Annotated in this window: 10 protein-coding genes; all 10 read right to left on the reverse strand. The window is 42.9% G+C overall.

The genetic code is table 11. The features are described from left to right. Positions 1–29 precede the first annotated feature (29 nt). Positions 30–3,128, reverse strand: a complete 3,099-nt coding sequence (locus LIZ08_RS07295; protein WP_223345054.1) for a DEAD/DEAH box helicase — start codon at positions 3,126–3,128, stop codon at positions 30–32. A 609-nt stretch (positions 3,129–3,737) separates the two neighbouring features. Continuing rightward, positions 3,738–5,048, reverse strand: a complete 1,311-nt coding sequence (gene der / locus LIZ08_RS07300) for a ribosome biogenesis GTPase Der (protein WP_031575509.1) — start codon at positions 5,046–5,048, stop codon at positions 3,738–3,740. Between the two features lie 57 nt (positions 5,049–5,105). Further along, positions 5,106–5,819, reverse strand: coding sequence for a nitroreductase family protein (locus LIZ08_RS07305; RefSeq protein ID WP_227038591.1), 714 nt, complete (start codon positions 5,817–5,819; stop codon positions 5,106–5,108). Next, positions 5,816–6,715 (reverse strand): primosomal protein DnaI, encoded by a 900-nt coding sequence (gene dnaI, locus LIZ08_RS07310; protein WP_003008404.1) that lies wholly within the window; start codon positions 6,713–6,715, stop codon positions 5,816–5,818. The genes LIZ08_RS07305 and dnaI overlap by 4 nt, the downstream gene beginning before the upstream one ends. Then, entirely contained in the window at positions 6,716–7,894 is a 1,179-nt protein-coding gene (locus LIZ08_RS07315; RefSeq protein WP_227038592.1) for a DnaD domain protein, read from the reverse strand. Then, positions 7,895–8,368, reverse strand: a complete 474-nt coding sequence (gene nrdR, locus LIZ08_RS07320; RefSeq protein WP_003005476.1) for a transcriptional regulator NrdR — start codon at positions 8,366–8,368, stop codon at positions 7,895–7,897. A 164-nt stretch (positions 8,369–8,532) separates the two neighbouring features. Further along, on the reverse strand, positions 8,533–9,345 hold the full coding sequence (locus LIZ08_RS07325) for an endonuclease/exonuclease/phosphatase family protein (RefSeq protein WP_049492433.1): 813 nt from the start codon (positions 9,343–9,345) through the stop codon (positions 8,533–8,535). An 85-nt stretch (positions 9,346–9,430) separates the two neighbouring features. Then, positions 9,431–11,626: a PTS transporter subunit IIBC gene (locus tag LIZ08_RS07330; RefSeq protein WP_118095474.1), complete on the reverse strand. Its 2,196-nt coding sequence runs from the start codon at positions 11,624–11,626 to the stop codon at positions 9,431–9,433. Between the two features lie 233 nt (positions 11,627–11,859). Further along, positions 11,860–12,558, reverse strand: coding sequence for a response regulator transcription factor (locus tag LIZ08_RS07335; RefSeq protein WP_227038593.1), 699 nt, complete (start codon positions 12,556–12,558; stop codon positions 11,860–11,862). Between the two features lie 9 nt (positions 12,559–12,567). Further along, positions 12,568–13,992: an NADP-dependent phosphogluconate dehydrogenase gene (gene gndA, locus LIZ08_RS07340; RefSeq protein WP_049472054.1), complete on the reverse strand. Its 1,425-nt coding sequence runs from the start codon at positions 13,990–13,992 to the stop codon at positions 12,568–12,570. Positions 13,993–14,005 lie beyond the last annotated feature (13 nt).

Consider the following 14,005-nt stretch of genomic DNA (forward strand, 5'->3'; position numbering starts at 1 on the left):
ATTATAAACTATTCACAGAATTTTTCAAGCTATTCTGACTGAATTCCAAGAATCTCACGAATTTCCTCAACCGATAAACTAGATCGTGTTTCCGTTCCATCTAAAATCGTTGAGACCAAGTGTCTTTTGGAAGCTTGCAGTTCTTGGATTTTCTCTTCAATCGTACCACGAGTAATCATGCGATAAACTTCAACATTTTGTTCCTGTCCCATTCGATGGGCACGTCCAATAGCCTGGTCTTCCACTGCAGGATTCCACCACAAATCGACTAAGATGACCGTATCGGCACCAGTGAGGTTTAATCCTACCCCTCCAGCCTTCAGAGAAATGAGAAAAGCATGGCGCTCACCTGCATTAAAGGCATTGGTCATTTCTTGACGATCTTTGGCCGGAGTAGAACCTGTGATTTTAAAGGAGGTCATGCCAAGCTGGTCAATTTCCTGCTCTAGGATATCCAGCATGCCTCTAAATTGAGAGAAGATCAAAACCCGGTGTTCGCCATCCTTGATTTGACCCAAAAGATCTCGAAGGCTCTCTAATTTCCCACTATCTCCCTGATAGTCTTCCATAAAGAGGGCGGGGGTATCACAGATTTGGCGAAGGCGCATGAGACCCGAGAGAATTTCCACCTTACTCCGATTTAGTTCTTCCTCGCTAGAGCTTCGAACCCGATCTTGAATTTGTTTTAATTGAGCCAAATAGATCGTTTTTTGGCTTTCATCCAACTCATTGTGGTAGGTTGTTTCAATCAAGTCCGGTAATTCTTGGAGCACTTCATCTTTTTTCCGTCTCATGACAAAAGGTTTGACAAATCGTGCAATGGTCTCAGGACTCAATTTTTGAAATTCTCTTTTAGCTGGGAAGAGCCCTGGAAGGACAATTTGGAAAATGGACCAGAGTTCACCCACATGATTTTCAATCGGTGTCCCAGATAGGGCAAACACATGCGGAACCTCAAAGCCACGTAAGTGTTGGGCAATCTTGGTTTGGGCATTTTTCATGACCTGGGCTTCATCTAGAATCAAGTACTCATACTGATTCTTCTGGTATTCCTCCACATCTTGACGAAAAGACGCGTAACTAGTGATAACTACCTGTGGATTGGTTGCGATGAGTTCATCTCGGTGCTGCTTGAGACCATAGACGACTGCCACTTCCATCTGAGGAGCGAATTTTGAAAATTCTTGTTTCCAATTGTAGATGAGACTAGATGGAGCTAGAATCAAGATTTTAGTTTCTTTTTTTGCGACACTGGTCAAGAAGGAAATAGTCTGCAGGGTTTTCCCAAGCCCCATATCATCCGCTAAAATACCACCAAAACCATAATGATTTAACATGGAGAACCATTTAACCCCTGTTTCTTGGTAATCCCTTAGGGTCGCTTGGATTGTCATCTGAGGGAGTTGGAAGTCTTCTGGATGAGTCAAATCATGAGCTAAATTTCGAAAGTCTTCTGAAAAATGAACATTGTCTTGATCTGCCAACAAATCAGATAGCTGATAAGCGGCAATCCGGCGGGCTTGTAGTTTCCCACCCTTGCTCATTTTCGCCCGCAGATCTGCTAAGGCTCGACTGATCTTCTTGGTTTCTTCATCAAAGACAAGAACTTTCCCTGTATGGCTGACAAAATAGTCTTTTTGCCCTACTAGAGCTTTGAGGACCTGGTCCACTTCGGCTGGATCCACACTTTCAAAGTCAAAACCGATCTCCAGTAGACTGCCATTGGTTTTAACATCAATTTTTGGACGCTCCACTTGATAAAGATCTAAAAGGCTATCAGAGAGGGTAACCTCTCCTAAGGCTTCAAAAGTCGGGATCTGTTGGTGAAAGAATGGATAGATTTGCTCACTTGATAAAGGACTTCTTTGGGAAGAAAAATCATCCGTAAAACCTGCTGCTAGCATGGTTGAAAAGACTTCTTGCTCCTTATCGAAATCACTAGAATAAGGAAGATTGAGAAGTTCCTCACGCGTGGTCACCACACGATCCTGGTATTGAAAGACAACATCCAGTAATACAGTCTGATCCTGTGCTAGATCAAAATGAAATTCCGGAGTGAAATCGTGGATTAAAAAGCTGGTCGGGGCTGTTATTTGTCCCAGTTTTTTGAACTCTTTTAAACTATAGGAAAGCTTTGTTTGGTCCGTTGGATCAAAATGCAGGCGTTTTTTGCGATCCTGATCCATTGGAAGATCTTGGATCGCCTTCCATAAGGTCCGCTGTTGGGGCGTCAGGTGATAGAAGACACCATTTCGAAACAGGTAAACAGCAGACTCGACAACCTTCACTTGTGGCTCAGTAATGATCAATTCGTAAAAATCACCATGGTCTTCCACCTGAAAATGAAAGAGATCTTCCTCCCCATGGACATCCTGAAAATAGACTTCAGAAAAATCATACAAGCTATATTGCAAGAGGAAGGAATCCAAATTCATTAGTAATTCTACAGCTTCTTCAAATAGAGTCGGTGGAAAATAAAGATGGCGCCCAGCATTGGGAAAGAAATCTTGCTCTTTTGATCCACTATCTGTGACCAAGCCTTGTAGGAAATTGATCACATCCTGACTAGGTCCATCAAATTCTAAGTAAGAAATAGGTTCATAGTAACTTTTGCCAATTGCAAAGTGGCCTTCTTTCTGAAGGGTCTGCAAAAAAGCTAGCACATCTCTGATCACATAAGAACGCTCGTCTGGCAAGCGACGAATGCGAAGGGTCCACAAGAATTGACCAGAGTATTCATCCTCCTGCCCAACTGCCGATAAGACATAGCGTGTTTCTTTTTTTTCGATTTTTGGAAGGACCTGGTCTAAAAACAAACTTCCAAAAGAAACCTTCTCCTGCGTTTCTTCAGTCGCCGTGGCGTCTTCTTCAAGACTTGCAAGAGCTGCTTTCCCACTGTCATCATTCTTCAAGAAAGCTTCTACAGCTGCCAGATGCGTACAGAATTTTTTCTTTTGAAAGAAAGCACAGCTACAAAAAACAGCATCGTCGTCTAAACTGTACCGCAAGCTTTCTTCTTCCACCCGAAAATACAGGTATTTTTCTTTTACTTCCTGAAGGGAAACTTTCCCAGCTTCATAGAGAAGGCTCCCTTGTGAACGAACCTTCCCAGGAATTAATTTTGCCATGTTTACCACCTTAGATTAATCCCTTTATTATACCATATTTAAGATAAAATTAGAAAAGATAATTTTACTATTAAAAGGATTTTAACTTACTTTTAGAAAAAAACTGAGACAGTCTTGTCCCAGCTTTTCACCTGATTTCGTAACAGAGTTACCTCAATCAGCTATCCATGATTTTTCTCTTTTAACTGTTTGAGCGAACATTAGACAGAATAGGTAAATAGAGAGGAGAAAGATCCCGATAGCCCACAGAAAAAGACAAAAAACACGACCTATTGTTTAATAAAATCCCCAACAATAGGATCAAGAGCTCCAAGCTTACGATCGAACCGAGAAACAGGAGATACAGATAGATTTTAAATAATAAGTACACAAACCTAAAGCTCTCATGATGTTCATGAGTTCACTCTACTCATCCTTAAAAAAAGCATAAGGAATAAAGAATATCCGGACCATGATACTACGCATCTGACTATCCTCCACTTCATTTTACCAGCTTATTAAAAAAAGCAACGCTTATGCGCTACTTTTAGTTATTTTCATAGTTGGAAGAATGAGCGTTTTATCATTTGAAATATCCTTCTCCACTTTGATCCATTTGTCTCTTATTCCCTACTTCCGTTTTCGAGCAATCAAATGGATTGGAGTTCCTTCAAAAACAAAGGCCTTGCGAATTTGGTTCTCCAAGAAACGGAGGTATGAGAAGTGCATCAGTTCTTCTTCGTTAACAAAGACCACAAAAGTTGGCGGCTTGGTTGCCACTTGTGTCGCATAGAAGATCTTGAGGCGTTTTCCTTTATCGGTCGGCGTTGGATTAATGGCAATGGCATCCATAATCACATCGTTCAAGACAGCTGAAGGAATCCGTGTATTTTGACTCTCACTGATCTGTTTGATCATCTCTGGCAACTTGTGCAAGCGTTGTTTGGTTAAGGCAGAGACAAAAACAATCGGCGCATAAGAAAGGTATTGGAATTGATCGCGAATGTCATCTTCCCACTGCTTCATGGTATGGTTGTCTTTTTCAATAGTATCCCATTTATTGACAACAATGATCATCCCTTTTCCAGCTTCATGAGCAAAGCCAGCGATCCGCTTGTCATACTCCCGAATCCCTTCTTCGGCATTGATAACCATCAAAACCACATCTGAGCGGTCGATGGCACGCATGGCACGCATGACAGAATATTTCTCAGTGTTTTCATAGATTTTACCAGATTTGCGCATACCAGCTGTATCGATCATGGTAAATTCTTGGCCATCTGCATCGGTAAAATGGGTATCGATAGCATCCCGTGTGGTTCCAGCAACAGGGCTTGCGATGACCCGGTCTTCTCCAAGGATCGCATTGATCAAGCTTGATTTCCCAACATTTGGACGACCAATCAAGCTAAATTTGATGATATCTGGATTTTCTTCTTCTGTGTCATTCGGAAGATTTTCGATGATGGCATCGAGAACATCCCCAGTTCCGATCCCGTGGACAGAGGATACCGGTAGTGGCTCGCCCAGTCCTAAGGCATAAAAGTCATAGATATCATTGCGCATCTCTGGGTTATCCACCTTGTTGACTGCAAGAATAACCGGTTTATGGGTCTTATACAAGATACGTGTGACATATTCATCCGCATCCGTGATCCCTTCTTTTCCAGAAACAACAAAGACGATCACATCTGCTTCGTCCATGGCAATTTCTGCCTGATGCTTGATTTGCTCCATAAATGGGGCATCTACGTCATCAATTCCCCCCGTATCGATGATACTAAATTTTCGATTCAACCACTCAGCTGTTGCATAAATGCGGTCACGAGTGACTCCTTCTACATCCTCAACGATGGAAATCCGCTCACCGGCAATCCGGTTAAAGAGTGTAGATTTTCCGACATTGGGACGGCCTACAATCGCAATAGTTGGTAGGGCCATGATTTCCTCTTTTCTAATGAAAGGCGAGACCTCGGTTCAAGAACGCCTCTCTTCATTTCATAATAGTTTGTGTTTTTCTAGTAGTTTTTTGGTCTCTTCTTGTTCAGGTTGACCAAATTGAGCTGCAAGGCGCTCGCTCCAGCTGTCTGTTGCACGCGCTCCAGCATAATCTGCCTGAACCTTGTCATAGGCAGTCACAACTGATGGGTCTTGTTCTTGGTATTCTTCTTCAAAAGCAACCTGCTCCAATGGCAAACGTGGTTTCACTGCATGCTGCTGATTAGGTACTCCGAGAGCAATCCCAAAAACAGGATAGGTATAGTCTGGCAGACGGAAGAGTTCTGCGACTTCTTCTGAACAGTAGCGCAACATGCCGATAATCACTCCACCATAGCCGAGACTTTCAGCTGCCAATAGCGTATTTTGAGCTGCTAGAGCCGCATCCACTGAGGTGATCAGTAAGTTGTCCACCCCTTCAGGATGGAAATCCTGCTCATGAAGTTTGACAGCTTTTCCAGCGCGGTTTAAATCCCCAACAAAGAGGAGAAAGACGGCTGATTGGCGAATCGCTTCTTGAAGAAGAAAGTCGTAAAGAGCTTCTTTCTTTTCCTTGCTTTTGACCACAATCACAGAATAAGACTGAAAGTTTTTCCAACTTGATGCCATCTGCCCAGCTGATAAAATTTCCTTGAGGTCAGCTTCTTTGATGGCTTCTTCCTTAAAACGGCGAACAGAAAAATGAGATTTCATTAAACGGATGGTTTCATTCATCGGCGATTGACTCCTTCCAGATGGATTTCCTTGGCTAAAAATTTCACGCGCTCCATGACCCGTTTGGCCTGCCAGGTTTCATCTCCATTACGCGAAGCTGCAAAATGACGTTCCAACTCTTCAAAATTAAAGTTAGAAGTAAAGAAGGTTGGGAGATTTTCCTGCATTCGGTGCTGCAAAATCACTTGTAAGATTTCATCTCGCACCCAGGCTGACATCTGTTCCGCACCTATATCATCGAGAATTAAAATTTCGGCTTTTTTCACCTGATCGACGGTTTCTTTGACCAAGCCTGAACTGATGGCATTTTTAACATCGATAGCAAAACTTGGAAAATGAAGTAGGGTAGTAGAGGCCTGGCGTTTTTCGGATAAATCATGAGCCAAGGCTGCCATCATGTAGCTCTTTCCTACTCCGAAATCACCATAGAGGTAGATCCCCTTTTGATATTCAGGATAGTTGGCCACAAAATTAGCTAATTCTTCAAAGGCCTCAAATCGCCCCTTATCATCGAGTTCCACCTTGGCTAGACTCGCTTCTTTCAAGGTTGAAGGGAGATTGATCAAGTTGAGACGTTGGTTGATCGCAGCTCGTTTTTGGGCTTCGATTAACTCTGGCGTTTCCTCATAAGCGACATCCGCATAGCCTTCATTCATGGTGAGGATGGGCTTATAACCTTTGGCAATATAATCCGGATCTCCCAATAAGAAACGGTTGCGTTCACTAATGTATTGATTAAATTTTGAAATACTCCGTCGAATTTCTTGTTCAGACAAAGACTGGTCCTTGATAAAGGCAGCCACTTCTTGGTCTGCCAAGATCTGTGCGACCAAATCCTCATAGTTAAATTGACGCGCACGGTTCATGTGAGACATGGTTTGACCTACACTTTCCATCTACTCACCTCCTTGATTCAGTTTTTCTAATAGGCGTTGTTTCTCTTTAGCAAGATCCACCTTTTCTGCTTGACTGGTTTGATTTTGATAGTTTGGTTGGCTCCACTTGGGAACATTGCTGTTCTTGCCCTTGGCTGATGTAGGACTCGTCCCCTTGTTTCCTTGAGCTTTAGCTTGTTCCTGGCGTTCTCGAACTTTTAAAATCGCTAGTTCTGCACTGTTGACCCCTTGATAAGAAAAATCATTTCCCACCTTCAAAGCATACTTTTCATTGAGATTAGCAGACTGGGTCTTGTTAAAGGTCAACAACAAGATAATATTGATCACCTCGTCTAGTAAGCCTAGATCAGCTAACTTGGATAATGTCTTGCGTTCGCTCTGCGTAATGGTCGCATTGCGCGCCTTCTTAATCTCTGCTAGAAATTGTAGGCTGGATTTTGCCTTAGCTTCCCTCAGAATGGTTTCTTCCTGACGGCTATAGGACATGCGTGGTTGCTCTTGGCTCGCCTGAGCCAACTTTTGCTTCATTCTCTTTGGAGAGACAATCCGGTCTACAGCTGTTTCTTTCGCTAAAAGATAAGTTTCATACCAGGTCCATTGTTGCTCTTCTGCGATGGCAAAGAGGGCTAGGGTTGCTTCTCCTTCATCCACAAAACGAAGTCCATCACGCCCCATCATTCGCTTAAACATCTCCATATCAAACTGCTGTTTCTTACTTGGAAGAACAGTCACCTCCCCAGCATCTAGTCCAAAGACTTGCGAGAAGGAAACTTGCCGTCTAGTCCCTAAAGAGCGTGCTGGGAGCAGATCCTCCACGGCCTTTTCCCCAATCTTTTTTTCAAGCAAGCGTTTGAAAACAGCATTCGAAAAAAATTGTTCTGAGGCAAGAGGAGCATGTAACTGGATGGTGATCCCAACTTCTTCCTCATAGAGATCGATCAACCCCATAGCAATTAAGCGATCAAAGGCGAGTAGCATCTGTGGAAATCCTATATTTAAGTGATTGAGGATTTGAGCAAGTAAATATTGTTTTTCACCCTGATCATAAGAGGCGAGCAGATAACGATAAACTGCTACTGTTTCCGTCTCCAAAATAGGCAGGTAATACTGCTCCAATGCAGCCCCTGCCGGTGGAAGAAGATTATTTTTTAAAAATGCGAAAGGCGTATTGGGCTTCATCTATTTTTCCTTTTTCTTCTTGGTTCCCTTCGTAATTTGTTTCAAGAGGGTCTCTAACTCACCGACATCCTTGAAACTCCGGTAAACACTAGCAAAACGGACATAGGTGATCTCATCTAGATCTGCTAACTCATCCATGACCAACGAACCAATATATTCACTGTTGATTTCATTATCACTTTGGCTGCGAACCTTTTGCTCGATCCGGTTTACAATTTCTTCGATTTCGTCACTAGAAACAGGCCGTTTTTGAGCTGAGCGGATAATACCATTAAAGATTTTATCACGAGAAAATTGCTCGCGTGTCCCATCCTTTTTGACGACCACTAGAGTCCGCTCTTCCACTCGTTCGTAGGTAGTAAAGCGATAATGGCACTCTTCGCATTCCCTGCGACGACGGATGGTATTCCCATCTTCAGCTTGTCGACTATCCACCACACTAGACTTACTTCCACCACATTTTGGACAACGCATTTGCTACCTCCTTAAACTGTTTTAACACTTCATTTTACCATAAATTGAATCGTAAAGAAAGCAGAAGAACAGGAGAATCCCCTATGCTTGCTCCTCATTGATCCATAAAAAAGAGTCGAAGGACGATTGAATAAAATCGTTTTCCTTTCGACTCTCCATTTATATTAAAGTGATAATTCGGCTTCTAAGCCATAGTGATCACTGACATGGGGTTTGTTTTGATCATCAAAAATGACATGTAGACGCTGGATGTCCCATTCTGGACTTGCAAAGACGTAATCGATTCGCAATGGAACTTGATTATCCGTCCAGCCATCGATTCCAGGACCTACAGTATAAGTCCCCTTTGTTTCTTTAGCTTCGATAAAGCTGTCTTGAAGCTTAAGGGAACTGGATAGAATCGTCTCATACCCTTCTTGACCGGCAGGATTATTGAAATCACCAGCTAGAATAAAGGGTTTGCCTACTTGGCTGAAGTAGTTCTCAATGCGTGGCCACTCAAATTGGAAACCTTTGTCCCACCAAGAAAGATGGACGCTGGCAACAGCAATCTCTTTGCCATCTACACTTGTATGGGCAACGGCTACTCGACGAGTATGGTAGTCCGTTGGATCATCCATATTGGATACCAAAATCTCATCCGCCTTCAAGGGTTGACGCGAAAGAACGGCCACACCCTCATTGAGGTGATCATAGCCAATATGGTTATAAGCCCAAGTCCAATAATAGTGGAGTCCTTGAGCAGCTAACTCTTCTACCAATACGCGAACAAAGTGATCTTTGTGAATGGCTACAGATGATGGCAAGGCTTGATAATACTCATCTGTTTCGACTGCTTCTGAGCCCATTTCTTGATTGACCTCTTGGAAACAGATCACATCATATTGCGCTTCCAAAATTTGTTCCTTGAGGGTTTCAAATTTTTGCTGAGCATTCTCTTCCATCCAACTATGGGAATTTAATGTTAAAAATTTCATCCCCTGATTTCTCCTTCTCTCCAAATCAAGAAACGGCAAGAGGCCGGGTGCACTGCCCCAACCTCATTTTCTTTGCCGATGTCTTTTATAATTCTACTGTTGCAACTGGCGCATTTGCTGCCAATTTACCAGTATGTTCGACCTTAACGGATTTAATCGCATCTGCATTTGTGAAGACAACAATTGTTGAAGTTTCACGACCAGCTTCACGGATCGCATCAAGGTCTGCTTCTACCAAGAGGTCTCCAGCAGCCACTGTTTGACCTTCAGAAACTTTAACCTCAAATGGTTTTCCTTCAAGACTAACAGTATCTAGACCGATGTGAACCAAGACTTCCAAACCATTATCTGTTACCAAACCAAGGGCATGTTTGGTTGGGAAGACGCTAGTAACTTTACCAGCAACTGGTGAAACGATGTGGCCATTTTCAGGCTCAACCGCAAATCCGTCACCCATCATTTTTTGTGAGAATACAGGATCTTTCACATCTTCGATGTTGATCACTTCACCATCTGCAACGGAATGCACTTCATCAGTTACCCCTTTAAAGGTTGCTTCAGCTTTTTGAACTGCTGTCATTTGGCTAGGAAGTGTTTCAGGAATAACTTCACCTGAATCAAGAACGTCTTGGATATCAGATTTCAATACGTCAGCTTTAGGTCCGTAGATCGCTTGGACCCCTTGTCCTTTCATGACAAGACCCATAGCGCCTTCAGCTTTCCATTGTTCTTCTGTTCCTACTTTTTCAGCATCCTTAACGGTTACACGAAGACGAGTCATACATGCGTCAACGTCGACGATGTTAGCACGTCCACCAAGAAGGTTGATAATGTTAATGACTTGTGAGCTTGCTGAGCTTGTAGCAGCACCTGCTGCTGCACCATCTCCTGCAGGGGCATCATCATTTTGTTCATAGTTACCGTTACGTCCTGGAGTTGCATAATTGAATTTCTTAATCATGAAGTTAGCAATGAAGTACATGATAAAGGCAAAGAGGACTGTTACCCATACAAAGTTAAAGATATCTAATGCCAAACCAGCGTTGATGGCCATTGGGGTACGTGTCAAGAACTCGATTGAACCGAATGAGTGGACACGAAGGTGAACCAAGTCAGCCATTGCAAAGGCAGCACCTTGAACAAAGGCGTAGATCAAGTACAATGGTGTTGCAATGAACATGAACATGTATTCAATTGGTTCTGTAACACCTGTCAAGAATGTAGCAAGGGCAGTTGCAAAAAGCATCCCTTTGTATTTTTCTTTCTTATCTGGGTCCACATTGCGATAGATAGCAACTACAACCCCCATCAAGATACCAAATGATCCAATCATTTGACCAACTTTGAAACGAGCTGGTGTGTACGCATGAAGCAAGTGTTGGTATTGGCTAGGATCTGCCTTCTTCAAGTTAACAAGGTCTGTTACCCAAGCTAACCAAAGTGGATCTTGTCCAAATACAGTTGTTCCTTTGGCAGCACCTGTAAGAACTTGGTAGCTACCACCTAATTGAGTATAGTTGATTGGAATGGTCAACATGTGGTGAAGACCAAACGGCAAGAGAAGACGTTCCAAGGTACCAAACAAGAATGGTGCCAATACTGGAGCTGTTGATTGTGAGTTGGCGATCCAGACACCGAATCCATTAATTCCTGATTGAACCACTGGCCACAAGGCTGCCAAAACCAAGGCTGTAAGAGCTGAACGAACGATAACAACGAATGGGACAAAGCGCTTCCCGTTAAAGAAAGAAAGGGCTTCTGGAAGTTTACGGTAGTTATAGTATTTATTGAAAGCAGTTGCTCCAACAAAACCTGAGATAATCCCTACAAACACCCCCATATTAAGTGCCGGTGCTTCAAGGACACTAATGAAGTAGTCTGCAACTTTAATTGATCCACCTAAGATCGTATGAACGGTAGCATCCTTATCAGCCAACATTGCAGATGTCACTCCAAAAACTGCACCGGTAATACGGTTAATCAAGATGAAAGAGAGACCAGCCGCAAAGGCACCCCCAGCACGCTCTTTGGCCCAGCTACCACCGATAGCGAGTGCAAAGAGGATGTGAAGGTTACCGATAACCCCCCAACCGATTTGTTCGAGAATCCCACCTGTAATAACAAGTGGAGATAAATTCGGGTTGATCATAGGGATTGATTTCCCGATTGAAATCATCAACCCAGCAGCTGGCATGACAGCGATAACGACCATCAAGGCCTTACCAAACTTCTGCCAGAATTCAAAGCTAAATAAACTTTTGAATGATCCTTTATTCATCATTCAACCTCCTTATATTGTTTAAGGCTTTTGTTTTTAAGAAAACGTTTGCGCTTAATTTGTTTCTAGTATACCACATTTTAAAAATTTGTAAAGCCTTACATTCATTTTTTTCTCTAAATTTTATCTTTTTTTATCTTTTTTTAGCCAAATCCTTTTTTAAACCCATCCTTTCCAAACGCAAACGTTTCCCTTGAGTCATAAAAATATTCGAACCCTCTAAGGGTTCGAATATTTTATTCTAATGTGTCTTGCATGGCATAGCCAATCCCACGAACGGTCTTAATATAGCTTTTTTGACCGGGTAGATCAATTTTCCCACGGAGATAACGGATATAGACGTCCACAATATTAGTCTCACCTGTACTCTCGTACTTCCAGACACTTTCCAACAACTGATCTCGTGTCACCACCCCTTTGCTTCCCATCAGAGTCGCTAAGAGATCATACTCTCTGCGGGTTAAACTAATCATGTCTTTCCCACGATAGACGGTATGGTGTTCCACATCAATGCGCAAATTGCGGTATGATGTTGGGATTTTCATCTGGCTACAATGTTGGTCAATATAATCACGTCCTCTAAAAATGGCTGTGATCTTATCTACCAAATCGCTGATAATAAAGGGTTTAACCATATAGGAAACGGCAAAGCGCTGAATACTCTCTTGGTGCTCAGCAATTTTTTCGCGGCTATCCAAAACAATCAAAACAGAAGCTGGGCGAATCCGACTGATTTCCTCTGCGAATGTTTCACCAGACATATCTGACAAATCGTAATTAAACAAGATCAGATCATATTTGGTCGCAGCAATCAAAGCCAGACCCGCTTTTCCATCCTCGACCACATCAACTTGATACCCTTCTTTTTGAAGTTCCAAATCAATGAAGCGCGCGATTTGCTTCTCATTTTCTACTAGTAGAACTCGTTTGACCATAGAGCAAGATTATTTTTCGTCGTACCAAGAATAGTGGAAGGTACCTTCTTTGTCTTTACGTTGGTATGTGTGAGCACCAAAGTAGTCACGTTGTGCTTGGATCAAGTTCGCTGGAAGATCCGCTGAACGGTAGCTATCGAAGTAAGTGATGGCTGCTGAGAAGGTTGGTACAGGTACACCGGCTTGAACAGCAAGAGCTACAATGTCACGAACTGATTGTTGGTACTTAGCAGTGACATCTAAGAAGTACTCATCCAATAGAAGGTTAGCAAGATCTGCATCGCGGTTGTAAGCATCTGTGATCTTTTGCAAGAAACGAGAACGGATGATACATCCATCGCGCCAGATAGATGCGATGTCCGCAAATGGCAAGTTCCAGTTGTTTTCTTTAGAAGCAACACGCAATTGCGCAAAACCTTGTGCGTAAGAGATGATTTTTGAGAAGTAAAGGGCTTGACGAATTTTTTCGATCAACTCAGCCTTGTCTCCTTCAAATTTGAATGCAGCTGGTTTTGGAAGAACCTTGCTAGCATGTACACGTTCTTCTTTGTAGGCAGAGATGTAACGGGCAAATACTGACTCAGTGATGAGTGACAATGGCACACCAAGGTCAAGCGCTGATTGGCTAGTCCATTTACCAGTTCCTTTGTTTCCTGCAGCGTCCAAGATGTAGTCTACGATTGGTCCATCTTGACCTTCGTCGTCTTTGCGTTTCAAGATATCCGCAGTGATTTCGATCAAGTAGCTGTCCAATTCACCCTTGTTCCATTCAGTGAAGATTTCAGCCATGTCTTCTGCAGAAAGTCCAAGCAAGTGTTGCATGAGGTCATAGCTTTCTGCGATCAATTGCATATCCCCGTACTCGATCCCGTTGTGGACCATTTTCACGTAGTGACCAGCTCCATCAGGACCGATGTAAGTCACACATGGTTTTCCATCTTCAGGCGCTTTTGCAGAGATTTCTTCAAGAACGTCAGCTACCAAGTCATACGCTTCTTTTTGCCCACCAGGCATGATTGAAGGACCTTCAAGGGCACCTTTTTCCCCACCAGATACACCAGTACCGATAAAGTTAATCCCTGAGTTCGCCAACTCTTCGTTACGACGGATGGTATCTTTATAGAAAGTGTTTCCTCCGTCGATCAAGATATCACCTTTATCCAAATGTGGAAGAAGGGCTTGGATGGTTGCGTCAGTACCAGGTCCTGCTTGAACCATGAGCATGATACGACGTGGTTTTTCGATTGAGTTTACGAAGCTTTCGATATCATAGCTTGGCACAAAGTTCTTTTCAGGATGGCAAGCAACAACATCTTCTGTTTTTTCTTTACTACGGTTATAGATAGCAACTGTGTATCCACGAGATTCAATATTAAGGGCAAGGTTACGACCCATTACGGCCATACCAACAACACCAAAGTTTGCTTTTGTCATGTGACACTCCTCT

It is taken from the genome of Streptococcus sp. 210928-DFI.4.42 (genome assembly GCF_020554365.1).
Lineage (GTDB): Bacteria > Bacillota > Bacilli > Lactobacillales > Streptococcaceae > Streptococcus > Streptococcus parasanguinis_S.

Bases quoted from the DNA above. Each gene is read 5' to 3' on its own strand.
- LIZ08_RS07295 (WP_223345054.1), bottom strand. From the start codon at position 3,128: ATGGCAAAATTAATTCCTGGGAAGGTTCGTTCACAAGGGAGCCTTCTC.
- der (WP_031575509.1), bottom strand. From the start codon at position 5,048: ATGGCCCTACCAACTATTGCGATTGTAGGCCGTCCCAATGTCGGAAAA.
- LIZ08_RS07305 (WP_227038591.1), bottom strand. From the start codon at position 5,819: ATGAATGAAACCATCCGTTTAATGAAATCTCATTTTTCTGTTCGCCGT.
- dnaI (WP_003008404.1), bottom strand. From the start codon at position 6,715: ATGGAAAGTGTAGGTCAAACCATGTCTCACATGAACCGTGCGCGTCAA.
- LIZ08_RS07315 (WP_227038592.1), bottom strand. From the start codon at position 7,894: ATGAAGCCCAATACGCCTTTCGCATTTTTAAAAAATAATCTTCTTCCA.
- nrdR (WP_003005476.1), bottom strand. From the start codon at position 8,368: ATGCGTTGTCCAAAATGTGGTGGAAGTAAGTCTAGTGTGGTGGATAGT.
- LIZ08_RS07325 (WP_049492433.1), bottom strand. From the start codon at position 9,345: ATGAAATTTTTAACATTAAATTCCCATAGTTGGATGGAAGAGAATGCT.
- LIZ08_RS07330 (WP_118095474.1), bottom strand. From the start codon at position 11,626: ATGATGAATAAAGGATCATTCAAAAGTTTATTTAGCTTTGAATTCTGG.
- LIZ08_RS07335 (WP_227038593.1), bottom strand. From the start codon at position 12,558: ATGGTCAAACGAGTTCTACTAGTAGAAAATGAGAAGCAAATCGCGCGC.
- gndA (WP_049472054.1), bottom strand. From the start codon at position 13,992: ATGACAAAAGCAAACTTTGGTGTTGTTGGTATGGCCGTAATGGGTCGT.